Raw genomic sequence first — 24884 nt, forward strand, 5'->3', positions numbered from 1 at the left:
CTAGCCTGCGGCCGCCGCGGAGAGGGAAGAGGCGGTGAAGCTGCGATGCATCCGGATGATCTGCTCGCCGGTGTTGCCGGTGACCAGGTCAGCCAAGCTGTACCGGTTCATCGCTTCGTAGAAGGCGTCCATGCCGGCCCGCAGCGCGTCGCGCAGCAGGCAGTCGGCGCTCAGGCGGCAGGACAGGGCCTCGCAATTGACCAGTTCCGGATCGCCTTCGAGTTCGCGCAGCACCACGCCGATGCGCAGGCTGGCCGGCTCGACCACGAGGCTGATGCCGCCATTGCGGCCGCGCAGCGCCTGCACCCAGCCTGCTTTCGCCAAGTGGCCCACCACCTTCACCAGATGGTTCTGCGGTATGTCGAACTGGCTGGCGACCTCGGCCACCGTCACCGTGGTGCGGCTCGCGTCAGTACGCGACAGGTAGATCAGGACGCGTAGTCCGATATCGGAAAAACGGGTGAGGCGCATGAGGTGACTGCTGCTCCATGGCATGAACGGCCGCCATTCTAACAAATATGCATAAAATATGCATATTTAATTCAGGCATCGCCGATGATCTTCACGATGCGTCCGCTGCCGCCGCAGTTGGCGCAGGCAGACTGGCCTTGCCGTCCGCTGCCCTGGCACTCGGGGCAGATGTCCTCGGCGGTCTGGGGCGCGCCGGGTTCGGATTCATCCCCCGGATTGCGCTGTGCTGTCGGCGCCGTCAGGCCCTTGCTGTTGCTGGAGTCCATCGATGCTCTCCCGAAATGAATAAGGGTTTGACAAGCTGTTGATGCAGGATGTTCCGGAGCACGGAACGGCAATACGGCTTTGCCGGCATAATCGTGCTCCGTTCCTTGCCGTCCCACCACGATTCCAGGAGAGTTTGCGATGCCGTTGTCCCGACTGCTGCGTTCATGCCTGTTTACCCTGGCGAGCCTGCTGGCCAGCGCCGGCCATGCCGCCGCGCCCATGGTGAAAACCCAGGCGCCCGGTTTTTACCGCATGATGCTGGGCGATTTCGAGATCACCGCCTTGTCGGACGGCACCGTGGCGCTGCCGGTGGATCAGTTGCTGACCAATACCAACCCGGCCCGCGTCGACCGCGCACTGGCCCGTTCCGGCCTGTCCAGCCCGCTGGAAACCTCGGTCAATGCCTACCTGATCAATACCGGTGAAAAGCTGGTGCTCATCGACGCCGGCGCCGCCGCGCTGTTCGGCCCGACTCTGGGCAGGCTGGCCGCCAACCTGAAGGCGGCCGGTTACCAGCCCGAGCAGGTCGATGAAATCTATCTGACCCATCTGCATGCCGACCATGTGGGCGGCCTCACCAGCGACGGCCGCATGGCCTTTCCCAATGCCGTCGTACGCGGCGACGGCGCCGATGCCGACTACTGGTTGAACGACACCAACCTGTCGCGCGCGAAGAAGGAGGACAGGCCGGCGTTCGAAGCCGCGAAGGCGTCGCTGCAGCCGTATATCGAAGCGCATCGCTTCCGTCCGTTTCGCGGCGCAACGCCGCTGGCGGCGGGCATCAGCGCCTTGCCGCGCTACGGGCATACGCCCGGCCATGCGACCTACCTGGTGCAAAGCCGCGGCCAGAGCCTGGTGCTATGGGGCGACCTGATCCATGTGGCTGCGATGCAGTTCGACTATCCCGCGGTGACCATCTCCTTCGATACCAATGCCCGCGCCGCCGCCATTCAGCGCAAGCGCGCCTTTGCCGATGCCGCGACCGGCAACTATCTGGTCGCCGGCGCCCACCTTTCCTTTCCCGGCATCGGCCGGGTGCGCGCCAGCGGCCGCGGCTATGTCTGGCTGCCGGTCAATTACACGGTGCCCAGATAAGTGAATGGTCGCCAATGGCCGCGGTCTGAACGTCGATGAACCCTTCGCCTTCCACGCTGCCGCCGTGCCCGCTGTGCGGCCGTCCCATGGTGCCCGGCCCTTCGCTCAACGAGCATCACATGGTGCCGAAGAGCCACCGCGGCCGCGACACCGTGACCATGCATCGCATCTGCCACAGCAAGATCCATTCGGTGTTTTCCGAGCGTGAACTGGCCACGTATTACCACACCATCGAACGTTTGCTGGAGCGTGAGGAGATACGCAAATTCGTCGGCTGGGTGAGGAAAAAAGACCCCGAATACTTCGACCGCAACCGCAAGCCGTCGCATCGGCGCTAAAACATCGAATAAATCGAACTATATTTTCGATTTGAAGGATACGCTGCTGTATTTTTGTGCAGCGTTCTGCCAATATTGCACTCCCTTTTCAACCTCCTTTTTCCCTGATCGCCGCATCATGGCCTCCAACAAAGCACACCACGCCACAGGCTGGGCGGCGGGACTGATGGCAGCGGCAGTCGTGGCGCATTCCGGCGCCGGCGGCGACTACCATCTGGGCACCCTGATGGCCCTGTGCATGGGCGTCTGCGGCGGCACCGCGCCGGACTGGATGGAGGTGGCCTGGTGGACCCGCAAGAGGCGCCTCTGGATCGCGCACCGCACCCTGACCCATTGGGGCGTGGGCTGGCTGGCCCTGCTGTACTGGTCCTATCACGCGCTCGGCGAGCATGTGATGGCGGTGCCCGCATTCGGCTTTGCCGCCGGCGGCCTGATGCATCTGCTGGCCGACTGGCCCAATCCGCTCGGCGTGCCATGGATCGCCACCCGCCATTCCCTGAAGCTGTGGAACAGCGGACGCTGCGACATCATCATCGTCGGCCTGGCCTGGCTGGCGGCCTTCATGGTCGGCGACCATGTCTGGTTCGATGACATCCACACCCTCCATGCGATCAATTTCGTCAAGACCCTGCCTATCCACGCCTGGCTGATCCGCGCCGGCTATCCTGCCTTGTCCTGAAAGCGCCGCACCCGGGCCGCGCGCCTTATTCGCGGCCCGATCATCCTTTTGATCCGGACAATGTCGGGCGTTGGATAAAATGCGCCCAACAATAAGCTATCGAGAAAAGGATGCTGCGCACCCATGTCCCATGACATTCCCCTGATTACCACCATCGTCGCCGGCCTGGTCCTGGCCTTCTTCTTCGGCAGCATTGCCCACCGCCTGAAGATGCCGCCGCTGGTCGGCTATCTGCTGGCCGGCATTGCAATCGGTCCTTTCACGCCGGGCTTCGTCGGCGATGTCGACCTGGCGCAGCAGCTGGCGGAAATCGGCGTGATCCTGCTGATGTTTGGCGTCGGCCTGCATTTCTCGCTGAAGGACCTGCTGGCGGTGAAGGGCATTGCCATTCCCGGCGCGCTGGCGCAGATCGTCCTGGCCACGCTGATGGGCATGGGCATGGGCTGGCTGGTCGGATGGCCGCTGGGGCAGGGGCTGCTGTTCGGCCTGGCGCTGTCGGTGGCCAGCACCGTCGTGCTGCTGACGGCGCTGCAGGAACGGCGGCTGGTGGAAACCCGGCGCGGCCAGATCGCGATCGGCTGGCTGATCGTCGAGGACATTGCCATGGTGCTGGCGCTGGTGCTGATCCCGGCGCTGTCGGGCATCCTCGGCGGCAGCGGCGAATCGCTGTCGACCAATGCGCTGCTGTGGACATTGGCTGCCACGCTGGGCAAGGTGATCGCCTTCATCGCTGCGATGCTGCTGATCGGGCGGCGACTGATACCGTGGACGCTGGAGCGGGTCGCCGCCAGCGGATCGCGTGAACTGTTCCGCCTGGCGGTGCTGGCCATCGCCCTCGGCTTTGCGCTTGGCGCGGCCTATGTGTTCGGCGTGTCCTTCGCGCTTGGCGCCTTCTTCGCCGGCATGATCCTCGGCGAGTCCGACCTGAGCCATCGCGCCGCCGAAGAATCGCTGCCCTTGCGCGATGCATTCGCGGTGCTGTTCTTCGTCTCGGTCGGCATGCTGTTCGACCCGTCCATCGTGGTGCGCGAGCCGCTGCTGGTGCTGGCGACCGTGGCCATCATCGTGGTCGGCAAGTCGCTGGCGGCGCTGGCCATCGTGCGCGCCTTTGGGCATCCCGCCAGCACCGCGCTGACCATTGCCGCCAGCCTGGCCCAGATCGGCGAGTTCTCCTTCATCCTGGCCACGCTGGGCGTGTCGCTGGGCCTGTTGTCGCAGACCGGCCGCGACCTGATCCTGGGCGGCGCCATCATTTCCATCCTGCTCAATCCGCTGCTGTTCGTGGTGCTGGACCGCCTGCGCAGCCGCAAGGGCAGCCCGCACGAGCAGGCGCACGCGGCCGATCCGGCCGGCCCGGCCCTGCCGGAGATGACGGGACATGCGGTGCTGGTGGGCTTCGGCCGGGTCGGACACCTGGTTGCGCTGGCGCTGACCGAGCGCAACCAGCCCTTTGTCGTGATCGAGGATGACCTGTCCGTGGTGCAGGCGCTGCGCCTCGACGGCGTGCCGGCGCTGTATGGCAACGCGGTCGCGCCGGGCATGATGGAACTGGCGCAGGTGGCCGGCGCGCGCTGGCTGCTGCTGGCCATTCCGGATGCGCTGGAAGCGGGGCATGTGATCGCCCAGGCAAGGAAGCAGAATCCGGGCATCGACATCATTGCCCGCGCCCATTCCAACGTCGAGCGGCTGCACCTGGAAAAGCAGGGCGCCAACCAGACCATCATGGGCGAACGTGAAATCGCCGCCGGCATGGCGGGCTGCGTGCTGGGCGAAGCGCTGTCTGAAACAGGGGGCTAGACGCCGTCTTCAGTCGCGCAGGGCAGGGCGCTGCGATGCAAGCGCCTACGCCATGTTCAGGTCCACATTGCCGGCAAACAGCTCCGCCACCCATTCGACGAACGCGCGCACCGTGGCCGATAGATGCCGGCTTTGCGGATACACCACGTGCAGCGGCACCGGCGCGGTGTCCCAGTCGCCCAGCACCCGCTGCAGGCGGCCGCTGCGCAGATGCTCGTTGACCAGGAATGACGGCACCCGCATCACGCCCAGGCCGGCCAGGCCGGCCATCATCAGCGCCTCCGAGCTGTTGACGGCGAAGCGGCCGCCATGCGTCTTGCGCAGGCGCACGCCGTCCCGCTCGAAATCCCAGGCCAGCACCTGCTTGCTCGTCGACAGGATGTAGTTGATGCATTGGTGCTGGGTCAGCTCATCCGGATGGGTCGGCCTGCCATGCGTATCCAGGTAGGCCGGCGTGGCGCAGGTGACGAAGTGCAGCACGCCGACGCGGCGTGCGATCAGGCTGGAGTCGGGCAGGTCGCCGCCGCGCACCGCGCAGTCCACGCCTTCCTCGATCAGGTGGATCGGACGGTCGCCGCATCCCATCTCCATCGTGATGTCCGGATAGCGCCGGTAAAAGTCGGGCAGCGCCGGAATGATCAGGCGCTGCCCGATGCCGCTCGGCACTTCCACCCGCAGCCGGCCGCTCGGGCTGGCATGGGTGCGTGAAAGGGTGTCCTCGGTGTCGCGGATGTCGGCCAGAATGCGCAGGCAATGCTCGTAATAGGCCGCGCCATCCGCCGTCACATTGACTTGGCGGGTAGTGCGGTTGAGCAGCTTGACCGACAGCGTATTCTCCAGCGCCTGGATCAGGGTCGACACGGTCGCCTTGGGCATGTGCAACTGTTCGGCGGCGCGGGTGAAACCGCCTGCATCGACCACATGTACGAACACTTCCATCGCCTGCAACTTGTCCATGCCTGTCCGCTGCTTTCTCCGATTGTTCACAAACGTGAACAGTCAATTCCAATTGTTAGTCTTTATCCGATGATAAATCAGTCCTATAGTTTGTGCTATGCAGCAAATTAGTCTGCCTCCGGAGTGCTTTCATGATGTCCAAACACGAACCCATCGCCGCCCTGTTCGCCATTGTTGTGCTGCTTGCCAGCCTGGTGCTGGCGGCCGCGCTGACCGACAACATGCATGGCAGCCAGCAGGTCCAGGCGGAATACGCCGGTTTCGATGCGCTCGCCCAGCAGCTCTTCGGTGGCGTCAAGAACGTTCCGGCAAAATGACGGAAAAGCAACAATTGCAGTGCAGCAAAATAGCGATAAAGGAATTACAGGCACAGGGATCGCTGGGAAAGCTGCCGGCCCGTCTGTACCGCCCGGCAAACGCCGAAAAGCCTGCGCCGGGCCTGATCGTCTTCTTCCATCAGGGCGGATTCGTCGGCGGCAGCCTGGACGAGTGTGACGAATTCGTCCGGGCGCTGGCCCTGCGCGCCGGACTGCCGGTGCTGGCGTCGAGCTACACGCTGGCCTGCCAGCAGCCGTTTCCCGCCGCGGTCGAGGATGCCTACGCCGTGCTGCGCTGGGTGGCGCGCCGGCCGAATTCCTTGGGCTGGAATGGCGAACGCCTGCTGTGCGCCGGCATCGAGGCAGGCGGCAACCTGGCTGCCGCATCCGCGCTGATGGCGCGCGACCGCGGCGAGCCGGCACTGGCCGGACAGATCCTGATCATGCCCATGCTCGACCCGGGCCTCACCACCTGCTCGATGCGCGCCATGAACAGGAACCCGGACGTGGCCGGCGTGGCCGATGCCTGCGCCGCCGCCTACCGCGGCTATCTGCCGCGGGTGGCCGATCGCCTGCATCCGTACGCGTCGCCGCTGCAGTCGAGCCGGCTCAAGGGGCTGCCGCCGGCGCTGATCCTGTCGGCTGAGGAAGATCCCCTGTGCGACGAAGCCGAGCAATATGGCGCGCGCCTGATCGCCGCCGGCACCCGCACCCTGGTGCGCCGGCTGCCGCCGCTGCCGCTGCAAGACGGCGCCGCCCGCTGCAACTGCGCCCGCGAACAGACGGCGCTGGAAGAAATCGCCGCCTTCATTGGCGCGCTGCGCATACCCGGCATTGGCGACTGAGCCGCAGCGCCCAACCAACCATCACCGATTCCAGAAAGGAGACAGGCCATGGCCGTCTTTTCCATCCTCGACCTCTCACCCATCGTCAAAGGCGGCGACGCCGCCGTCGCGCTCGACAATACCCGCGACCTGGCCCAGCATGCCGAGCGCTGGGGCTACCACCGGTTCTGGGTCGCCGAGCATCACAACATGAGCGGCATCGCCAGCGCCGCCACCGCGCTGGTGATCCAGCATATCGCCGCCGGCACCAGCACGATCCGGGTCGGCGCCGGCGGCATCATGCTGCCCAACCATGCGCCGCTGATCATCGCCGAGCAGTTCGGCACCCTGGCGGCGCTGTACCCCGGCCGCATCGACCTCGGCCTGGGCCGCGCGCCCGGCACCGACCAGCGCACCGCCCGCGCCCTGCGGCGCAACATGGGCGACAGCGGCGAGTCCTTCCCGCAGGACGTGCTCGAATTGCAGTCGTATTTCCGGCCGGTGCAGCCGGGCCAGGCGGTGCGCGCCGTGCCCGGCGCCGGCCTGGAGGTGCCGCTCTGGCTGCTGGGCTCCAGCCTGTTCAGCGCCCAGCTGGCGGCCGAACTGGGCCTGCCGTTCGCCTTCGCATCCCATTTCGCCCCGGCCTACATGCAGTCGGCGATCGACATCTACCGCAGCCGCTTCAAGCCTTCGGCCCAGTTGCAGAAGCCGTATGTCGCAGTGGGCGTGAACCTGTTCGCCGCCGACGACGACGCCACTGCGCGGCGCCTGTTCACCTCGCTGCAGCAGCAGTTCCTGAATCTGGTGCGCGGCGTGCCGGGACAGCTCAGCCCGCCGGTCGACAGCATGGACGGCCTCTGGTCGCCGGACGAGAAAAGCCATATCGACCGTTCGCTGTCCTGTGCGGCGGTGGGCTCGCCGCAAACCGTGGCGGCGCAACTGCGCGCCATCGAGGAGAGCACTGGCGCCGACGAGCTGATGCTGACCGCCTTGATGTACGACCATGCGGCCCGCCTGCATTCCTTCGAGATTGCTTCCCGGCTACGGACGGCATGATGCAATGCGGCGTGATCGGTTAGTATTGACGGTTTCGCCGAATTCCCGTTAATCACTCAGTCAAGCGCCATGCAACTCCAACCAGATACCAGCGCGGCCAGCAACACGCCCGAAACGCTGGAATACGTCACTTCCTGCGAACTGCCGATGCCGTGGGCCACTTTCACGCTGCATGCATTCGTCGAGTCGAAATCCGGCAAGGAGCATCTGGCGCTGACCCTGGGCGACGTGGCCGACGGCAAGCCTGTGCTGGGCCGCATCCATTCCGAATGCCTGACCGGCGATGCATTGTTCTCGCAGCGCTGCGACTGCGGCGCCCAGCTCGAGAGCGCGCTGCGCAGCATTGCCGCCGAAGGCCGCGGCGTGGTGCTCTATATGCGCCAGGAAGGGCGCGGCATTGGCCTGATCAACAAGGTCCGCGCCTACCGCCTGCAGGACGCCGGCGCCGACACCGTCGAAGCCAACCATGAACTGGGCTTCCAGGCCGACCAGCGCAGCTATACCCATTGCAAGCCGATGCTGGAAAAGCTGGGCATCGTCAGCCTGCGCCTGATGACCAACAACCCGCGCAAGATCGACGCCGTCACCCAGTACGGCGTGGCGGTGGCGGAAAGGGTGTCGCTGATCGTCAACCGCAACCCGTTCAACCGGCGCTACCTGCAGACCAAGGCCTCCAAGCTCGGCCACCTGATCCCCGACGAGGATGTCTGAGCGCATGAACGCCCTGAAGCATGAACTGTCCATGACGGTGCTGATGACGCCCGACATGGCCAATTTTTCCGGCAACGTGCATGGCGGCGCAATCCTGAAGTATCTCGACAGCGTGGCCTATGCCTGCGCCAGCCGCTATTCAGGCAGCTACGTGGTCACCTTGTCGGTGGACCGGGTGGTGTTCCGCCAGCCCATCCACGTCGGCGAACTCGTGACCTTCCTGGCCTCGGTGAACTACACCGGCAGCACCTCGATGGAAATCGGCATCAAGGTGGTGACCGAGAACATCCAGAAAGGGCTGGTGCGGCATACCAACAGCTGCTATTTCACGATGGTGGCGGTGGATGAAGACCGCAATCCGGTCAAGGTGCCGCCGCTGCAGGCCGACACCGAGGATCAGAAACGGCGCTTCGTCGAAGCCGAGAAGCGCCGGGAATACCGCAAGTCGCAGGGAAATTGATCCCGCAGCGCAGCGTTGCTCAGGTCACCGCGCGCACCAGCTGCAGCGACGGCGACACCAGTTCCTGCAGCCGGTCGGTGCGGTTGCGCTCGATCGCTTCCAGCACCAGCTCATTGATGCCGCCCACCACCGCCATCGCCATGTCAGGCTGCAGCGGCGGCTTATTGCGGCGCGCCCGCGCCGGCACATTGATCACCTGCAGCATGAAGTCGGCCAGCGCCTGATTGACCCGGCGCCGCGCCGCCAGTCCTTCCTCTCCCAGCCCCAGTATCTCGATGAACAGCGTACGCAGCAGCACCGGGTTCTGCCCCAGGCAGCTGAAGTAGGCTGAAATCGCGCGCTCGACCTGGGTTTCCCAGTCATGCGCCGGATCGATGGCGGTGCGCAGCACGTCCAGCGCATTGCTGCTGGCCGCCGAATACAGCGCGATCAGGCACTGTGCCTTGGTCTTGAAATGCTCGTAGAACGTGCGGCGCGACACGCCTGCGGCAGCCACGATGTCGGCGATGGTGGTGTCGGCATAACCCTTTTCCGCGACCGCCTGCCCCATGCCTTCCAGCAAACGCCTGCGATGGTTGTTGGCTTCCTCCGCGATGACTGGTTTTTCTTGTTTCATAAGCTGGTCCATGCTGCTGGTACTTGACAGTACCAATGTTTGAGAACATCATTGCCGGCACATTACGCATCGGCAGACAAAGCCGTTATTGCATCCCTTTTCAACTGAATCTGCCATGACCGATCTCGTTGTCCGCCGTCTTCTGATTGACCTGGAAGCCCCGTTCGCCCGCCACTGGTGCGGCGGCGACGCCTTCCGCACGGCCTTCTTCAATGCGCTGTCCATGAGCTTTCCCATCGGTGAACAGTTCTTCATCGATTCCGTGCGCAACGGCTACAAGGCGCTGCCTGCCGAAGAGCAGCCGAAGTATAAGGCGGAAGTGCAGGGATTCGTAGGCCAGGAAGCAACCCATCGTCGCATTCATTCCCTGTTCAATGCGCACCTGGAGCAGCAAGGCCTGGTCAATGCATGGGGGCCGCGCGCCCAGCGCCGCCTGAAGCTGATGGAAGGCGTGCATCCTCTGCACTGGCTGGCCATTACCGCGGCCAATGAGCATTTCACCGCGATCTTTGCCGAGTGGATGTTGAAGAACGGCGATCTGCTGGACGACGCCGAGCCGCGCCTGAAGACCATGTGGCTGTGGCACAGCGCCGAAGAGTCGGAGCACAAGAGCACCGCCTTCGACCTGTATCAGGCGCTAGGCGGCAACCACGAATGGCGCATCCGCTGGTTCCGCCGCATCACCTTCATTTTCCTTGACGACACCTTGCGCCAGACCATCAACAATCTGCGCCGGGACGGCACGCTGTGGAAGTGGGGCACCTGGAAGAGCGGCATCGGTTATCTGTTCGGCCGTCGCGGCCTGCTGCGCGAAAGCTACGCTCCATGGCGCGACTATCTGCGCCGCGATTTCCATCCCAGCCAGCAGGAAAGCGATCTGTCGCGCCGCTGGCTGGCTGACAACGCCAGCGCCTATACCGCCGTCGGCGCTTGATAGCGGCGCCGGATCAAGCTTGCTGCCCGCGGCAGCAAGGCACGCCGGCCGGCCCCTGTAAAATGGTCCGCTCGTTACGGAGCGAGCGCTGACAGAATGGAAATTGCGATAGTACTGGGCCTGGTCCTTCTCAACGGACTGTTTGCCATGTCCGAAATCGCCTTGATGACTGCCCGCAAGGCACGGCTGCAAAAGCTGTCGGAGGCTGGCGACAACGGCGCCCAGGCTGCGATCCAGTTGGGAGACGACCCCAACAAGTTTCTGTCCACGATACAGATCGGTATCACCTCGATCAGCATCCTGAACGGCATCGTCGGCGAAGCGACCCTGGCCGGGCCGGTGCGCATGTGGCTGCAGGCACAGGGCATGGAAATGCCCTACGCCGGTTATGTCGCCACTGGCCTGGTCGTGGTCATGATCACCTATTTCTCCATCGTTCTGGGCGAACTCGTGCCCAAGCGGCTGGGCCAGATTTCGCCCGAACCCATCGCCCGCCGCGTTTCCCGCCCGATGAGCTGGCTCGCAGCCGCCGCCAAGCCTTTCGTGCGGCTGCTTTCTGTCTCTACCGAGGGCGCGTTGCGACTGATGGGCGTGCGCGACGCCGGCCGCCAGGCAATGACCGAGGAGGAACTGCATCTGATGCTCGATGAAGGCACCCAGTCCGGCATCATCGAGCGCCAGGAACACCAGATGGTGCGCAACATCTTCCGTCTCGATGACCGCCAGGTGTCTTCCTTCATGATTCCGCGCAGCGATGTCGAATACTTCGACATCAACCGCAGCCTGGAAGAAAACCTGCAGCGTTTCGGGCAAAGCAGCCATAGCCGCTTCCCCGTGCTGCGCGGCGGCTGGGACGACATCGTCGGCGTTGCCTGCGCCCGTGAAATGCTGGCCCAGACGCTGCGCGGCCAGCAGCCCAGCCTGCTCGACAACCTGCAGCCGCCGGTCTATGTGCCTGAAATACTCACGGGGCTGGACCTGCTGGAACAGTTCCGGAACTCGGCCGTGCAATTTGCGTTCGTGGTGGACGAGTACGGCGAGGTGCAGGGCATCATCACGCCGCAGGACATCATGGAAGTCATTGCCGGCGAATTCAAGACCCAGCATGCCGAAGACGCCTGGGCGGTGCAGCGCGAAGACGGCTCGTGGCTGCTCGACGGCCTGATTCCCATCCCGGAATTGAAAGACCTGCTCGACCTGAGCCGTGTGCCCGAGGAAGGGCGCAGTCATTACCACACCCTGAGCGGCATGGTCATGCAGTTGCTGGGCAAGCTGCCCCAGACCGGCGATCACTGCGACTGGGAAGGCTGGCGCTTCGAGATTGTCGACCTTGATGGCATGCGCATCGACAAGGTGCTTGCGATCCGCCAGGCGCAGGACGCGTCTGCCGCCGCAATGTAAATGACCTGGTGATCTAGGTCAGGCAGTAATTCACCGGGCTCAGCGGCGGCGGCACGTCGGCATCACCGAGGGCCGACCGCAGGTTGATCTCGATGGTCCTGCATAATGCATCGAGCGGCAGATCATTCTCGGACATGCCAAACGGCTCCTCGATCTCATCGCCCAGCGCATCCAGTCCGAAGAAGGTATAGGCCACGATCGCCACCACGAACGGCGTCATGAACTCCAGCGTGTCCACCAGGCCGAACGGCAGCAGGAAGCAGTAGAGATAGGCGGTGCGATGCAGCAGCAGGGTGTAGGAAAACGGAATAGGCGTGTTCTTGATGCGATCACAGGCAACCGCCCGCGCTGTCATTGAAGAAAGCGTGTTGTCGATCGTCGCTGCCAGGCAAGCTTCCGTCCAGCCCTGCTGCAGGCATTCCTGTAGATCCCTTCCCATGCGCAGCATCAGGAATGCCGGCAAGTTTTCCTGGGCCGATGCCATATTCCATTCGCTCGACGCCAAGAACGGTTTCAGCGTCCCGGTATCCGTCAGTCTTCTCAGCCGCATGCGCAAGGCATGGCTGTAGGCGATTGCCCTGTAGATCATCCGCGTACGCACGTCGTCCAGGCGTACAGTGGCTTCATCCGCCACGCCGGTACCCGCACGGATCAGCCCGAGGCATTGTCGACACAGATTCTGGGTATCGCCAACCAGGCCGCCCCACAGCTTGCGGCCCTCCCAATAGCGGTCATAGGCAGCGTTATTCCGAAAACCGAGAAAAATGGCGAGCGGCAAGCCAATCAGGGTGAACGGTATCGCCGTCAGTGTAATCTTGCGGTCGAATACCGTGCCATGCGCAGCGGTAATCAGCACGGCGAATGCAATGTTAAACAGCAGCACTGCCTGTATGCGTTTGAGCACCGAACCGCGCAAGGCGAAAAACAATCTCAGGCCCGAAGGGCGGTCACGCAGAATCATTGGCACTTCCTTCCAGTTTGTTGCTTGTCGTCGTCCAGCCGGGCCGTGCGCTGGTACCTGCAACCATCCTAAAGAATTTTGCGCGCCACCCCTTGCATTCCAAAACCGGGCTTTGCTATAGTTCGCCTCCCGCTGCAGAACAGCGCGGCGGGGGCGGAAAAAGGCAGCATGCTGGTCCGGTTTTTTTGAAGCGAAGCGAAAAAAAACTGTTGACGCGAAACAGCAAATGCCACATAATCTCGCCTCTCTGCTGCTGACGAACACAACGCTTCGCAGCAGCCGGCAAGTCCCTCGGGGCGGCTGGCAGCAGACTGAATTGCCTGGTTCTTTAATAACCAACAACCGATAAGTGTGGGCACTTGATGAAGTGCGCCGGCGGCAACGCCGGATGCTCAAATTATTAAGCAAGTGCTCACAACAAAGAAGTAGAACGATTCGCAAGAATCGATCTGTCAGTATTTTGAGTGAGCGACGGTTCTTCGGAACCTGCCAGCAATGGCACAAAACAGAGATTGAACTGAAGAGTTTGATCCTGGCTCAGATTGAACGCTGGCGGCATGCCTTACACATGCAAGTCGAACGGCAGCACGGACTTCGGTCTGGTGGCGAGTGGCGAACGGGTGAGTAATATATCGGAACGTGCCCTGGAGTGGGGGATAACTAGTCGAAAGATTAGCTAATACCGCATACGATCTATGGATGAAAGTGGGGGATCGCAAGACCTCATGCTCGTGGAGCGGCCGATATCTGATTAGCTAGTTGGTGGGGTAAAAGCCTACCAAGGCATCGATCAGTAGCTGGTCTGAGAGGACGACCAGCCACACTGGGACTGAGACACGGCCCAGACTCCTACGGGAGGCAGCAGTGGGGAATTTTGGACAATGGGGGCAACCCTGATCCAGCAATGCCGCGTGAGTGAAGAAGGCCTTCGGGTTGTAAAGCTCTTTTGTCAGGGAAGAAACGGTTCTGGCTAATATCCGGAGCTAATGACGGTACCTGAAGAATAAGCACCGGCTAACTACGTGCCAGCAGCCGCGGTAATACGTAGGGTGCGAGCGTTAATCGGAATTACTGGGCGTAAAGCGTGCGCAGGCGGTTGTGCAAGACAGATGTGAAATCCCCGGGCTCAACCTGGGAATTGCATTTGTGACTGTACGGCTAGAGTGTGTCAGAGGGGGGTAGAATTCCACGTGTAGCAGTGAAATGCGTAGAGATGTGGAGGAATACCGATGGCGAAGGCAGCCCCCTGGGATAACACTGACGCTCATGCACGAAAGCGTGGGGAGCAAACAGGATTAGATACCCTGGTAGTCCACGCCCTAAACGATGTCAACTAGTTGTCGGGTCTTAATTGACTTGGTAACGCAGCTAACGCGTGAAGTTGACCGCCTGGGGAGTACGGTCGCAAGATTAAAACTCAAAGGAATTGACGGGGACCCGCACAAGCGGTGGATGATGTGGATTAATTCGATGCAACGCGAAAAACCTTACCTACCCTTGACATGGCAGGAATCCTTGAGAGATCAGGGAGTGCTCGAAAGAGAACCTGCACACAGGTGCTGCATGGCTGTCGTCAGCTCGTGTCGTGAGATGTTGGGTTAAGTCCCGCAACGAGCGCAACCCTTGTCATTAGTTGCTACGAAAGGGCACTCTAATGAGACTGCCGGTGACAAACCGGAGGAAGGTGGGGATGACGTCAAGTCCTCATGGCCCTTATGGGTAGGGCTTCACACGTCATACAATGGTACATACAGAGGGCCGCCAACCCGCGAGGGGGAGCTAATCCCAGAAAGTGTATCGTAGTCCGGATTGGAGTCTGCAACTCGACTCCATGAAGTTGGAATCGCTAGTAATCGCGGATCAGCATGTCGCGGTGAATACGTTCCCGGGTCTTGTACACACCGCCCGTCACACCATGGGAGCGGGTTTTACCAGAAGTAGGTAGCTTAACCGCAAGGAGGGCGCTTACCACGGTAGGATTCGTGACTGGGGTGAAGTCGTAACAAGGTAGCCGTATCGGAAGGTGCGGCTGGATCACCTCCTTTCTAGAGATATGCACGCAGTTGGGTGTCCACACTTATCGGTTGTAGGCAAAATGAAGAACAGTCAAAACACACCGTCAGGTCATGAAGTGATCGGTACATGCGGCAGTCGTGCAGCGTGTGCGAGGGTCTGTAGCTCAGCTGGTTAGAGCACCGTGTTGATAACGCGGGGGTCGTTGGTTCGAGCCCAACCAGACCCACCAGTTAAGCAGCAGTAAAGAAGTCATGGCAAGTCCCATGGGGGTTTAGCTCAGCTGGGAGAGCACCTGCTTTGCAAGCAGGGGGTCGTCGGTTCGATCCCGTCAACCTCCACCATTCTCTGACCATGACGGCAGCAAGGTACAAACGTAAGTCAGTGCGGGCCAAAGAGCTAGGCATGCGATTTAGGTTTGATCATTGCGATCAAGAAGGCTGTATTCGTTCTTTAACAAAGTGGAAGAAGTAGTAAAGATCAATGTAATTCGCAATGCGCGTTAATCTGGCGGTAAGCAGATTAGCAAACATTGCTGGGTTGTGATTGTATCGAAACAAACATGCATCAAATGAAACACAGCGCTTGCCTATGACGTCTTTGGAGGCAACTCCAGAGGTCAACGTTATAGGGACAAGTGACTAAGTGCACATGGTGGATGCCTTGGCGATTACAGGCGATGAAGGACGCAGTAGCTTGCGATAAGCTGCGGGGAGCTGGCAAACAAGCTTTGATCCGCAGATGTCCGAATGGGGAAACCCGGCCTTTTAGGTCATCGCATACTGAATACATAGGTATGCGAAGCGAACGCGGCGAACTGAAACATCTAAGTAGCTGCAGGAAAAGAAATCAACCGAGATTCCCAAAGTAGTGGCGAGCGAAATGGGATCAGCCTGCAAGATTTAGCAGTCGTGATAGTGGAATGCTCTGGAAAGTGCGGCCGTAGCGGGTGATAGCCCCGTACACGAAATCATGGTTGTGGAACTAGGCTTGCGACAAGTAGGGCGGGACACGTGAAATCCTGTCTGAACATGGGGGGACCATCCTCCAAGGCTAAATACTCGTAATCGACCGATAGTGAACCAGTACCGTGAGGGAAAGGCGAAAAGAACCCCGGAAGGGGAGTGAAATAGATCCTGAAACCGTGTGCATACAAACAGTCGGAGCGGACTTGTTCCGTGACGGCGTACCTTTTGTATAATGGGTCAGCGACTTACATTCAGTGGCGAGGTTAACCGCATAGGGAAGCCGTAGAGAAATCGAGTCCGAACAGGGCGACAGTCGCTGGGTGTAGACCCGAAACCAAGTGATCTACTCATGGCCAGGATGAAGGTGCCGTAACAGGTACTGGAGGTCCGAACCCACTAATGTTGAAAAATTAGGGGATGAGCTGTGGGTAGGGGTGAAAGGCTAAACAAACTTGGAAATAGCTGGTTCTCTCCGAAAACTATTTAGGTAGTGCCTCAAGTATCACCATCGGGGGTAGAGCACTGTTATGGCTAGGGGGTCATCGCGACTTACCAACCCATTGCAAACTCCGAATACCGATGAGTGCGAGCTTGGGAGACAGACGTCGGGTGCTAACGTCCGGCGTCAAGAGGGAAACAACCCAGACCGCCAGCTAAGGTCCCAAAGATTGGCTAAGTGGAAAACGAAGTGGGAAGGCTAAAACAGTCAGGAGGTTGGCTTAGAAGCAGCCACCCTTTAAAGAAAGCGTAATAGCTCACTGATCGAGTCGTCCTGCGCGGAAGATGTAACGGGGCTAAGCCAGTCACCGAAGCTGCGGATATGTACGTAATTTATTACTGTGCATATGGTAGGAGAGCGTTCTGTAAGCCTGCGAAGGTGTCTTGTAAAGGATGCTGGAGGTATCAGAAGTGCGAATGCTGACATGAGTAGCGATAATGGGGGTGAAAAGCCCCCACGCCGTAAGCCCAAGGTTTCCTGTTCAACGTTCATCGGAGCAGGGTGAGTCGGCCCCTAAGGCGAGGCAGAGATGCGTAGCTGATGGGAAGCAGGTTAATATTCCTGCACCGTCGTGTGATGCGATGGGGGGACGGATCGCGAATGGTTGTCCGGGTGTTGGATGTCCCGGTTCTTGACTTGTAGAAGGTCCTTAGGCAAATCCGGGGACGTAATTCAAGGGGTCGAGACCAGCGGCTTTATGCTGCGAAGCAATCGGAAGTGGTTCCAAGAAAAGCCTCTAAGCTTCAGTCACACGAGACCGTACCGCAAACCGACACAGGTGGGCGAGATGAGTATTCTAAGGCGCTTGAGAGAACTCGGGAGAAGGAACTCGGCAAATTGGTACCGTAACTTCGGGATAAGGTACGCCCTGGTAGCTTGACTGGCCTGCGCCAGAAGGGTGACGGGGTTGCAATAAACTGGTGGCTGCGACTGTTTAATAAAAACACAGCACTCTGCAAACACGAAAGTGGACGTATAGGGTGTGACGCCTGCCCGGTGCTGGAAGATTAAATGATGGGGTGCAAGCTCTTGATTGAAGTCCCAGTAAACGGCGGCCGTAACTATAACGGTCCTAAGGTAGCGAAATTCCTTGTCGGGTAAGTTCCGACCTGCACGAATGGCGTAACGATGGCCACACTGTCTCCTCCCGAGACTCAGCGAAGTTGAAATGTTTGTGATGATGCAATCTACCCGCGGCTAGACGGAAAGACCCCATGAACCTTTACTGTAGCTTTGCATTGGACTTTGAACCAATCTGTGTAGGATAGGTGGGAGGCGATGAAACCGTGACGCCAGTTGCGGTGGAGCCAACCTTGAAATACCACCCTGGTTTGTTTGAGGTTCTAACCTTGGTCCGTTATCCGGATCGGGGACAGTGCATGGTAGGCAGTTTGACTGGGGCGGTCTCCTCCCAAAGTGTAACGGAGGAGTTCGAAGGTACGCTAGGTACGGTCGGACATCGTGCTCATAGTGCAATGGCATAAGCGTGCTTAACTGCGAGACTGACAAGTCGAGCAGGTACGAAAGTAGGACATAGTGATCCGGTGGTTCTGTATGGAAGGGCCATCGCTCAACGGATAAAAGGTACTCTGGGGATAACAGGCTGATTCCTCCCAAGAGTTCATATCGACGGGGGAGTTTGGCACCTCGATGTCGGCTCATCACATCCTGGGGCTGTAGCCGGTCCCAAGGGTATGGCTGTTCGCCATTTAAAGTGGTACGTGAGCTGGGTTTAAAACGTCGTGAGACAGTTTGGTCCCTATCTGCCGTGGGCGTTGGAAGTTTGAAGGGGGCTGCTCCTAGTACGAGAGGACCGGAGTGGACGAACCTCTGGTGTACCGGTTGTCACGCCAGTGGCATTGCCGGGTAGCTAAGTTCGGAAGAGATAACCGCTGAAAGCATCTAAGCGGGAAACTCGCCTTGAGATGAGACTTCCCGGGAGCTTGACTCCCCTAAAGGGTCGTTCGAGACCAGGACGTTGATAGGCTGGGTGTGGAAGCGCAGTAATGCGTTAAGCTAACCAGTACTAATTGCCCGTGCGGCTTGTCCCTATAACCTTGATGGTGCATAGCGGCGCTGTGTGGTGCGTGACGTTCGATACTCACAACCTGCAAGACAAGACATTGATCGTTGCATTGCCCCTGCCAAGTGCGGGAGCAATGTGGCTGCTTCTTCCCTTTGGGTTGGATGTGGCGTGTGCCAGGCGAGAAGCCGGCAGCGCGACAGACAACCGACAAGTCATGCCTGATGACCATAGCGAGTTGGTACCACCCCTTCCCATCCCGAACAGGACCGTGAAACGACTTTGCGCCGATGATAGTGCTGCAACCAGTGTGAAAGTAGGTCATCGTCAGGCTGTTATTAGAAAACCCCCGACGCCAATAGGCGCCGGGGGTTTTTGCTTTGGGGTGCACATGTAATCATGTTGAGCGCTGTAGTGACGTGTGGGCCGAAATTCGTAGTTCGTCGGCCGCTAGACAGGCCGTATGAAAAAGCGATGTGCTTTGACTTCCTTTCCTTGTGCGTTTTACGTTTTCTGACTTCCGATGACCACTCTGCCACCTCCTCGAATGTCTGTTCGCTGTCTGCCCCCAAAATATTGCTAGCGTAAACAGCTAAGTTGTAAACGTTGCGTGATTTCATTTATTTCGGCAATGAATCCAGTTCCTTATGGAAATATGTTTAAATATTGTATTTGGAAATATTTAATCCTGGTTTCGTGAATGCTTAAGCAAATTGAAACTCGTCAGTTGCGAGTAGGGATGTATCTGCAGGAATTGATCGGGTCATGGCTGAATAATCCGTTCTGGCGCACGTCGCGGCTATTAACTCATCAACAGGAAATCAACGACATTCTTGCCAGTCATATCAAGTTCGCGGTCATTGATACATCAAGGGGAAGCGATGTCGCAGCTAGCCTAAACCAGGCAGTACAGCCCGAAGTTGGTACCAAGCCAGAGGCTCAGGCAATTCAGCCCGAAATTAACATCAAGCCGGAAGCCACACGTAACGCACCGACAAATGAAAAGGTGCAGATTGCTATTCCGATCGAGGCTGAATTCCAGCGTGCCGCGCAGATCTGCGCCCGCTCCAAGTCTGCAGTAATGTCAATGTTCAGCGAAATCAGAATGGGCAAGGCAATTCGCCTCGAAAACGCTGCATCCCTGGTAGAGGATATTTCCGAGTCGGTGAATCGTAATGCCAGCGCGCTGATCACCTTGGCCAGACTGAAGAACCAGGACGACTACACTTATATGCACAGCGTTGCAGTGTGTGCATTGATGATTGCGCTCGCAAAGCAAATGGATCTCACGGAAGCGCAAATCAAGGAAGCCGGCACCGCAGGGCTGCTTCACGACATCGGCAAAATGAGCATCGATTCTTTCATCCTGAACAAGCCGGGCAAATTGACCGACCTGGAATTCGAGGCGGTGCGGCGCCATTCTGAAGAAGGACATCGATATCTTTTACAGGCTGGCGGCATAAGCGAAATTGCACTGGATGTCTGCTTGCACCATCACGAGCGAGTCGACGGTACGGGTTACCCTTATCATTTAAGGGGTGAGGAACTGAGCCTGTATGCCAGGATGGGCGCGATATGTGATGTCTATGACGCCATTACCTCAAATCGCCCTTATAAGGCAGGCTGGTGCCCGGCCGATTCCATCAAGAAAATGGCTGGCTGGAGTGGGACGCATTTCGACGCTGAGCTATTCAAGGCTTTCGTCAAGACAGTCGGTATCTATCCCGTGGGTACGCTGGTCAGGCTGGCTTCCGGAAGGCTTGCTGTCGTTATCGACCAGGGCAGCAAGTCGCTCCTGGCCCCGCGCCTGCGTGTTTTCTTTTCGACCAAGTCGAATACCTACTTGCCGCCCGTGACGATCGACCTGTCTGCGCCTGGCGAGCAGGACAAGGTTGTCTGCTTTGAAAATGCTGAAAAATGGAATCTCAAGGAGCTTGAGCGATTCTGGCGCTGCTGAGAGCGCCTGGCTTGCCCGGAGAAACCGACAAGCCGGCCAGGGACGGCTCTCTACGCCGCTACGCCGAACAGGGAGCCAATTCCGGACGTGACCGCCATGGCAAGTACGCCCCAGAAAACAATGCGCATCGTGCTTCGTCCAATGTGCGCTCCGCCAGCGAGGCCGGACAGTAGACCCAACAGGGCGAGAAAGGCAACGGACGTCGAAGCCAGCCAGAAGGTCAGATTTTCTACCGGCCCGAATGCCGTGACTGCCAGGGGCAGGGCTGCACCGATGGCAAAACTGGCTGCAGAACTGAACGCTGCCTGGATCGGCCGGGCGCTGCCAGATACACTCATGCCGAGTTCATCGCGGGCATGACTGCCGAGCGCATCATGCTCCATCAACTGCTGCGCAACCTGATGCGCCAGGTCCGGTTTCAAGCCTCGCTCGATATAGATGCCGGCCAGCTCCCTGTGTTCGCCCGCCGCATCGTCCCTTAACTCACGACGTTCGCGTTGCAGATCGGCGTGCTCGGCGTCCGCCTGTGAATATACCGAAACGTATTCGCCGGCTGCCATCGACATGGCGCCAGCGACGAGGCCGGCAAGTCCGGCAATCATCAGGGACTGATGCGAGCCGTTGGCCGAGGCAACTCCCAGCAACAGGCTGGCGGTGGAAACAATTCCGTCGTTTGCGCCTAACACCGCAGCACGCAGCCAGCCGATCCGATGACCACGATGAATTTCTACGTGCCAAGTTCTCATAATTTTTTTTTCAAAGAGAGCAAAATGTTCCGGGAAATTGCCAAACCTTGTTTCCTTGTAATCAGTATTGGCAAGGAAATCCATTCCACCGAAACAGTCGGAAACGTTTGTCGCATTATTGTAATACGTCACTTTCAAAAGTTTCGATAAGCTGTTGACGCAATTAATATTTTCCTTGTAATGTCTCTGAGAAATGGTTCTTTGTGGAAATAACGGGAGTGGTGGGATGAATCAGCATACTGGCACGAAATTTCGCCTGCAAAAAAAATCGCTGGGAATGCATCTGAACAAGTTTCAGGCTGCCCTTTGTGTTGCCGCGTCTGCCGCGTTAAGTATCGGCTTGATCATCTGGGGCGTGGAAGCTTTTATCTGAGGCTGAGTTAAGTCCGCCCACAGGCCCCCTGATGAGCCGGGGGCTGCGGCAGGCGTGCACGCGGCGCTCTACTTTTCGCCTAATCCTCAGACAGCGCCAAGCAGGAAGACCTTAGTCATCCGGTTTGCCGTGCCTTGCAATTGCAGGGAAATCTCCAGGCCGGTATAAGCGGCGGGCGCGGCGGCTGGCTGGTTAGGGATGGCTGGTACGGTCACTGCAGGCAGGGGTTCCATCTGGGGCGCATTGATATCGACAGCCCGCCAGTTGTTTGCATTGGTGGCCCAGACCCGTACTGCAATGGAAGTCACGCCGGCTTCCAGTGCTACTTCTTCCCGGGAAATGTTCTGCGGATTTTCCAGCCAGGCGGCATCGAGTTCCGCCAGGTCCCTGGTTGGCCGGGATGCCCGACGGTAAAGGACGCCATCCTTGACGCGATAGGACACAATCTGCAGCCGAACCGGCTGGTTTTCCGTTGCCACCCTGCGGATCATGACGAGGCGCTGCTGTTCCGCAGCCAGGGGCGGGTGGCCATACGATGCGTCGGCGCTGACGATATTGGCGCAGTCGCGTTCCATCTGGGCGAATGCCAACTGCACTCCTCGCGTACGCTCCATTTCCGCAGTCAGCGCAATACGGCTGCGCACGATGCTGTCCAGCCCGCGCCATCCGAGCACGGCGACCACTGCCAGTACGGTGATGGCAATGAGCAGTTCAATCAGCGTCAGGCCGCGCTGGGGTCGGACCATATGCCTGGAACGGTTCGTAGCCATGATAGGTGAAAGTGGAAAGCGGATAGGGAAACCCCGCGCATCGGGAAGAAAGTGACCGATTATCTCAGGTAACGGGTTTTGGTTCAGCGCTCCCCAGGTGAAAACCATGTTCCCTGCACCGGCACGCGATGGGATTGTCGCTGGCTTTCCATCCTTGGCCACCGATGGCCAGCGCCGGCCGCCGATGGCCAAATTGATTGCTATCAACGGCAATCGACGCAATAAGGTCGAGCTTGCCGATTTGTGCCTATGCTCATTCACCTTACCGTAATGCCCTATCCGGCAACTCCCTCAGGTGAAGAAATGACGCAACCCCGACTGGGCCAGGCGCCCGAAAAAGTGGATCGGACCGAATTTCATCTGCGCTTCATGCGCTCGTTCGCCGACCCTGCTTTCCAGCAGGCACAGGAGGCGCTTGCACAGGTAGAGCAGATCGCTTGGGAAAACTACACGGCTTCGCACAAGGCGCCGTTTACCGAAAAAGCCGGCCCGGGTTATGCCGACCCGGACTACGACCTTTCCAGCGAATGGCGGGAAACCAGCGAACGCCTGAAGAAAGCGGATGCGTGGCAAAAGAATCCGCTCAGTCCGTCACGGGTGCTGCTGATCTGCGGTGCGGCGCGCAATGACGGCAGCTGTCCGGGAGAAATGTCCAAGACCTTCCGCATGACGCAGATGGCCCGCAGCGTGCTGGAAGAGGCGAAGATGGAAGTCGATATCCTCGACCTGAGCCTGCTCACTTCCGACTACGGCCGGCAAATCCATCCGTGCAAGGGCTGCGCCTCCACCGCAATGCCGCTTTGCCACTGGCCCTGCAGCTGCTATCCCAACCATGGCCTGAACCAGGTCAATGACTGGATGGCGGAGATTTATGAAAAATGGACCGCCGCTCATGCGGTCATCATCCTGACGCCTGTCTACTGGTACCAGACGCCCAGCGTGCTGAAGCTGATGATCGACCGCCTGGTCTGCGCCGATGGCGGAAATCCGGACCCGACCAGCACATCCGGCAAGAATGCAGAGAAGGCCAAGGCGCTGGAACTGGCCGACTGGCCCTATCCCAAGCATCTCGCCGGCCGCGCATACGGGCTGGTGGTGCATGGCGACGTGGCCGGCATCGAGGGCGTACGGCGCTCCTTGTCCGACTGGCTGGACTGGATGGGGCTGATCGCCGCCGGACAAAAGGCAAAGCTGGACCGATTCATCGGCTATTACGAGTCCTACGCCCAGAGCCATGAGGTGCTCGACCGGGATCAGGCGATGCAGGAAGAAGTGCGCAATGTGGCGCGTGCGGTCGCGGAGTCGGTTGTGCAGTTAAGGCGTGGGCAATTGTCGCAGCCGGACGTAGCACTGGACTCACCCCGGCCCAAATAGGCGGCGAGCGGGGCCTTGCGTCGAAAGCGTTAGCGCAAATCCCGGCCAGCCCGTACCATGGCGCCTCGCGAACTCCGCAGCACATCAAGGCGCCATGCAATCTCTCCCTTCCACCATCAGCTGGACCGAAAACGGCAGCGAACATCATGCGCCGTGGCGCTCCGAAAGCGGCTTTCCGGCACCGCAGCGTGTCGTGATCGCCGATGACCGGATGACTGCGGATGCCGCCTTCCGGCTTGCATCGGAAGGTACCGCCATGCTGTGGCGCGGCGATTATCACAATGCGCGCCAGCTGCTGCAGGCAATGGGACGACGCACATTGAAGAAGCTCCGCAAGCCGGCAGCCACTCCGCGCGATGCGTTCAACCAGCACAGGCAGGCGCAGTCGCAAAGGGCACGCACGCTGGGCATGCTGCTGATCCAGGTCGACGCCGGCCATGTCATTGCATTGCGCCGCGCGCCCGATGTGCAGCTAGCCTGCGAACAGGCCTACGGTGCCGCCGGCGCGCCATATGTGCTGTCGCTGCGTGAATTGCTGGGCGTAATTGGCGCCTATGAATGGCGGCGCAACGGCGTGCCGATTCCTGCGCTGGGCGGCGAGCGCATCCATCCACACTATGGTGTGTTCTCGCCGGTCCGCGGCGAGTACCTTGACCTGGTTGCACAAGCGCCGTTGCCCGCTCCGCTGCCGGAACTGGTCTTCGACATCGGCACCGGCACCGGCGTGCTGGCGGCAATCCTGGCCAGGCGCGGCATCGGGCATGTGGTGGCAACGGATATGGAAGCCAGGGCGCTGGCCTGTGCCCGCGACAATCTGGAGCGGCTCGGACTGATGCAGCAGGTGGAACTGCTGCAGGCCGACCTGTTTCCGCCGGGCCGCGCTTCGCTGATCGTCTGCAATCCTCCCTGGCTGCCGGCGCGGCCCAGTTCCGTGCTCGAGCATGCGGTCTACGACCCCGACAGCCGGATGCTGAAAGGATTTCTCGACGGACTGGCCGCGCATCTGCTGCCGGGAGGCGAGGGATGGCTGATCCTTTCCGACTTTGCCGAGCACCTGGGCCTGCGTTCGCGTGATGACCTGCTGGCGATGATCGCCAGCGCCGGCTTGCAGGTGGCCGGCCGGCACGACATCCGGCCGCGGCACCCGAAGGCCAGCGATCCTTCCGATCCGCTGGCCGGCGCGCGGGCCCAGGAAGTCACTTCGCTGTGGCGCCTGCGCGCCGCGTGAAGCGCGACGCCATTTGACGTATCATCCCGGCTTTCCGATTTCGCTCTCG

Annotated in this window: 22 protein-coding genes, 2 tRNA genes and 3 rRNA genes; 20 read left to right on the plus strand and 7 right to left on the minus strand. The window is 60.0% G+C overall.

Annotated features, from left to right (window positions below):
- On the minus strand, positions 1-471 hold the full coding sequence (locus ABC383_RS17180; RefSeq protein WP_413015370.1) for an Rrf2 family transcriptional regulator: 471 nt from the start codon (positions 469-471) through the stop codon (positions 1-3).
- Between the two features lie 71 nt (positions 472-542).
- Positions 543-737, minus strand: coding sequence for a hypothetical protein (locus tag ABC383_RS17185; protein ID WP_413015372.1), 195 nt, complete (start codon positions 735-737; stop codon positions 543-545).
- A 139-nt stretch (positions 738-876) separates the two neighbouring features.
- Here ABC383_RS17185 and ABC383_RS17190 point away from each other — a divergent pair, with 139 nt between their 5' ends.
- The 4 genes from ABC383_RS17190 (at position 877) to ybaL (ending at position 4647) form a co-directional block, all read left to right on the plus strand.
- On the plus strand, positions 877-1833 hold the full coding sequence (locus ABC383_RS17190) for an MBL fold metallo-hydrolase (RefSeq protein WP_413015374.1): 957 nt from the start codon (positions 877-879) through the stop codon (positions 1831-1833).
- A 35-nt stretch (positions 1834-1868) separates the two neighbouring features.
- The gene (locus ABC383_RS17195; protein WP_413015376.1) at positions 1869-2171 is read left to right on the plus strand and encodes an HNH endonuclease; all 303 of its coding nucleotides are present in this window, start codon (positions 1869-1871) and stop codon (positions 2169-2171) included.
- 118 nt (positions 2172-2289) lie between these two features.
- Positions 2290-2850 (plus strand): metal-dependent hydrolase, encoded by a 561-nt coding sequence (locus tag ABC383_RS17200; RefSeq protein ID WP_194715646.1) that lies wholly within the window; start codon positions 2290-2292, stop codon positions 2848-2850.
- Positions 2851-2973: 123 nt separating this feature from the next.
- Entirely contained in the window at positions 2974-4647 is a 1674-nt protein-coding gene (ybaL, locus tag ABC383_RS17205) for a YbaL family putative K(+) efflux transporter (RefSeq protein WP_413015379.1), read from the plus strand.
- 45 nt (positions 4648-4692) lie between these two features.
- Here the strand turns inward: ybaL and ABC383_RS17210 are convergent, their stop codons facing one another.
- A complete protein-coding gene (locus ABC383_RS17210) occupies positions 4693-5604 on the minus strand; it encodes a LysR family transcriptional regulator (RefSeq protein WP_413015380.1) in 912 nt (303 codons plus the stop codon).
- Between the two features lie 131 nt (positions 5605-5735).
- On the opposite strand from ABC383_RS17210, the gene ABC383_RS17215 reads away from it, so the two are divergent.
- From ABC383_RS17215 to ABC383_RS17235, 5 genes are all read left to right on the plus strand, one after another.
- On the plus strand, positions 5736-5921 hold the full coding sequence (locus ABC383_RS17215; protein ID WP_413015382.1) for a hypothetical protein: 186 nt from the start codon (positions 5736-5738) through the stop codon (positions 5919-5921).
- 14 nt (positions 5922-5935) lie between these two features.
- A complete protein-coding gene (locus ABC383_RS17220) occupies positions 5936-6766 on the plus strand; it encodes an alpha/beta hydrolase (RefSeq protein ID WP_413015384.1) in 831 nt (276 codons plus the stop codon).
- Between the two features lie 48 nt (positions 6767-6814).
- Entirely contained in the window at positions 6815-7801 is a 987-nt protein-coding gene (locus ABC383_RS17225) for an LLM class flavin-dependent oxidoreductase (protein WP_413015386.1), read from the plus strand.
- 69 nt (positions 7802-7870) lie between these two features.
- The gene (gene ribA / locus ABC383_RS17230) at positions 7871-8512 is read left to right on the plus strand and encodes a GTP cyclohydrolase II (RefSeq protein ID WP_413015388.1); all 642 of its coding nucleotides are present in this window, start codon (positions 7871-7873) and stop codon (positions 8510-8512) included.
- Between the two features lie 4 nt (positions 8513-8516).
- A complete protein-coding gene (locus tag ABC383_RS17235) occupies positions 8517-8972 on the plus strand; it encodes an acyl-CoA thioesterase (RefSeq protein WP_413015390.1) in 456 nt (151 codons plus the stop codon).
- 19 nt (positions 8973-8991) lie between these two features.
- Here the strand turns inward: ABC383_RS17235 and ABC383_RS17240 are convergent, their stop codons facing one another.
- Positions 8992-9588: a TetR/AcrR family transcriptional regulator gene (locus tag ABC383_RS17240; RefSeq protein WP_413015392.1), complete on the minus strand. Its 597-nt coding sequence runs from the start codon at positions 9586-9588 to the stop codon at positions 8992-8994.
- A gap of 115 nt (positions 9589-9703) precedes the next feature.
- Here ABC383_RS17240 and ABC383_RS17245 point away from each other — a divergent pair, with 115 nt between their 5' ends.
- The gene (locus ABC383_RS17245) at positions 9704-10522 is read left to right on the plus strand and encodes a metal-dependent hydrolase (RefSeq protein ID WP_413015394.1); all 819 of its coding nucleotides are present in this window, start codon (positions 9704-9706) and stop codon (positions 10520-10522) included.
- A gap of 96 nt (positions 10523-10618) precedes the next feature.
- Positions 10619-11923 carry a hemolysin family protein gene (locus ABC383_RS17250; RefSeq protein WP_413015396.1) on the plus strand — a complete coding sequence of 435 codons (1305 nt, stop codon included), beginning with the start codon at positions 10619-10621 and terminating at the stop codon, positions 11921-11923.
- 13 nt (positions 11924-11936) lie between these two features.
- On the opposite strand, the gene ABC383_RS17255 is transcribed toward ABC383_RS17250, so the two are convergent.
- Positions 11937-12884: a bestrophin family protein gene (locus tag ABC383_RS17255; RefSeq protein WP_413016406.1), complete on the minus strand. Its 948-nt coding sequence runs from the start codon at positions 12882-12884 to the stop codon at positions 11937-11939.
- Positions 12885-13398: 514 nt separating this feature from the next.
- Here ABC383_RS17255 and ABC383_RS17260 point away from each other — a divergent pair.
- The 6 genes from ABC383_RS17260 (at position 13399) to ABC383_RS17285 (ending at position 20344) form a co-directional block, all read left to right on the plus strand.
- Positions 13399-14929 (plus strand): 16S ribosomal RNA (locus ABC383_RS17260).
- A 123-nt stretch (positions 14930-15052) separates the two neighbouring features.
- Positions 15053-15129: transfer RNA gene (locus ABC383_RS17265), tRNA-Ile, on the plus strand.
- 36 nt (positions 15130-15165) lie between these two features.
- A tRNA-Ala gene (locus ABC383_RS17270) sits at positions 15166-15241 on the plus strand.
- 287 nt (positions 15242-15528) lie between these two features.
- Positions 15529-18415, plus strand: a 23S ribosomal RNA gene (locus ABC383_RS17275).
- 192 nt (positions 18416-18607) lie between these two features.
- A 5S ribosomal RNA gene (gene rrf / locus ABC383_RS17280) occupies positions 18608-18720 on the plus strand.
- Together the 16S, 23S and 5S rRNA genes with 2 tRNA genes alongside form the textbook arrangement of a ribosomal RNA operon.
- A gap of 367 nt (positions 18721-19087) precedes the next feature.
- Complete coding sequence (locus ABC383_RS17285) at positions 19088-20344, plus strand: cyclic di-GMP phosphodiesterase (RefSeq protein ID WP_413015398.1); 1257 nt, start codon at positions 19088-19090, stop codon at positions 20342-20344.
- Between the two features lie 50 nt (positions 20345-20394).
- Here ABC383_RS17285 and ABC383_RS17290 read toward each other — a convergent pair whose 3' ends face one another.
- Entirely contained in the window at positions 20395-21090 is a 696-nt protein-coding gene (locus ABC383_RS17290) for a VIT1/CCC1 transporter family protein (protein WP_413016408.1), read from the minus strand.
- Between the two features lie 226 nt (positions 21091-21316).
- On the opposite strand from ABC383_RS17290, the gene ABC383_RS17295 reads away from it, so the two are divergent.
- Entirely contained in the window at positions 21317-21463 is a 147-nt protein-coding gene (locus ABC383_RS17295; RefSeq protein ID WP_413015400.1) for a hypothetical protein, read from the plus strand.
- A gap of 86 nt (positions 21464-21549) precedes the next feature.
- On the opposite strand, the gene ABC383_RS17300 is transcribed toward ABC383_RS17295, so the two are convergent.
- A complete protein-coding gene (locus ABC383_RS17300; protein ID WP_413015402.1) occupies positions 21550-22341 on the minus strand; it encodes a type II secretion system protein GspJ in 792 nt (263 codons plus the stop codon).
- Positions 22342-22536: 195 nt separating this feature from the next.
- Here ABC383_RS17300 and ABC383_RS17305 point away from each other — a divergent pair, with 195 nt between their 5' ends.
- Both ABC383_RS17305 and ABC383_RS17310 read left to right on the plus strand, forming a co-directional pair.
- Positions 22537-23607, plus strand: a complete 1071-nt coding sequence (locus ABC383_RS17305; protein WP_413015404.1) for a flavodoxin family protein — start codon at positions 22537-22539, stop codon at positions 23605-23607.
- 94 nt (positions 23608-23701) lie between these two features.
- Positions 23702-24835 (plus strand): methyltransferase, encoded by a 1134-nt coding sequence (locus tag ABC383_RS17310; protein ID WP_413015406.1) that lies wholly within the window; start codon positions 23702-23704, stop codon positions 24833-24835.
- Positions 24836-24884 lie beyond the last annotated feature (49 nt).

This window comes from Noviherbaspirillum phoenicis, from assembly GCF_047237965.1.
Lineage (GTDB): Bacteria > Pseudomonadota > Gammaproteobacteria > Burkholderiales > Burkholderiaceae_D > Noviherbaspirillum_A.

Excerpts from the sequence above, each read along its gene's own strand:
- ABC383_RS17180 (WP_413015370.1), bottom strand. The coding sequence starts at position 471 with ATGCGCCTCACCCGTTTTTCCGATATCGGACTACGCGTCCTGATCTAC.
- ABC383_RS17185 (WP_413015372.1), bottom strand. The coding sequence starts at position 737 with ATGGACTCCAGCAACAGCAAGGGCCTGACGGCGCCGACAGCACAGCGC.
- ABC383_RS17190 (WP_413015374.1), top strand. The coding sequence starts at position 877 with ATGCCGTTGTCCCGACTGCTGCGTTCATGCCTGTTTACCCTGGCGAGC.
- ABC383_RS17195 (WP_413015376.1), top strand. The coding sequence starts at position 1,869 with ATGAACCCTTCGCCTTCCACGCTGCCGCCGTGCCCGCTGTGCGGCCGT.
- ABC383_RS17200 (WP_194715646.1), top strand. The coding sequence starts at position 2,290 with ATGGCCTCCAACAAAGCACACCACGCCACAGGCTGGGCGGCGGGACTG.
- ybaL (WP_413015379.1), top strand. The coding sequence starts at position 2,974 with ATGTCCCATGACATTCCCCTGATTACCACCATCGTCGCCGGCCTGGTC.
- ABC383_RS17210 (WP_413015380.1), bottom strand. The coding sequence starts at position 5,604 with ATGGACAAGTTGCAGGCGATGGAAGTGTTCGTACATGTGGTCGATGCA.
- ABC383_RS17215 (WP_413015382.1), top strand. The coding sequence starts at position 5,736 with ATGATGTCCAAACACGAACCCATCGCCGCCCTGTTCGCCATTGTTGTG.
- ABC383_RS17225 (WP_413015386.1), top strand. The coding sequence starts at position 6,815 with ATGGCCGTCTTTTCCATCCTCGACCTCTCACCCATCGTCAAAGGCGGC.
- ribA (WP_413015388.1), top strand. The coding sequence starts at position 7,871 with ATGCAACTCCAACCAGATACCAGCGCGGCCAGCAACACGCCCGAAACG.
- ABC383_RS17235 (WP_413015390.1), top strand. The coding sequence starts at position 8,517 with ATGAACGCCCTGAAGCATGAACTGTCCATGACGGTGCTGATGACGCCC.
- ABC383_RS17240 (WP_413015392.1), bottom strand. The coding sequence starts at position 9,588 with ATGAAACAAGAAAAACCAGTCATCGCGGAGGAAGCCAACAACCATCGC.
- ABC383_RS17245 (WP_413015394.1), top strand. The coding sequence starts at position 9,704 with ATGACCGATCTCGTTGTCCGCCGTCTTCTGATTGACCTGGAAGCCCCG.
- ABC383_RS17250 (WP_413015396.1), top strand. The coding sequence starts at position 10,619 with ATGGAAATTGCGATAGTACTGGGCCTGGTCCTTCTCAACGGACTGTTT.
- ABC383_RS17255 (WP_413016406.1), bottom strand. The coding sequence starts at position 12,884 with ATGATTCTGCGTGACCGCCCTTCGGGCCTGAGATTGTTTTTCGCCTTG.
- ABC383_RS17285 (WP_413015398.1), top strand. The coding sequence starts at position 19,088 with ATGCTTAAGCAAATTGAAACTCGTCAGTTGCGAGTAGGGATGTATCTG.
- ABC383_RS17290 (WP_413016408.1), bottom strand. The coding sequence starts at position 21,090 with ATGAGAACTTGGCACGTAGAAATTCATCGTGGTCATCGGATCGGCTGG.
- ABC383_RS17295 (WP_413015400.1), top strand. The coding sequence starts at position 21,317 with ATGAATCAGCATACTGGCACGAAATTTCGCCTGCAAAAAAAATCGCTG.
- ABC383_RS17300 (WP_413015402.1), bottom strand. The coding sequence starts at position 22,341 with ATGGTTTTCACCTGGGGAGCGCTGAACCAAAACCCGTTACCTGAGATA.
- ABC383_RS17305 (WP_413015404.1), top strand. The coding sequence starts at position 22,537 with ATGACGCAACCCCGACTGGGCCAGGCGCCCGAAAAAGTGGATCGGACC.
- ABC383_RS17310 (WP_413015406.1), top strand. The coding sequence starts at position 23,702 with ATGCAATCTCTCCCTTCCACCATCAGCTGGACCGAAAACGGCAGCGAA.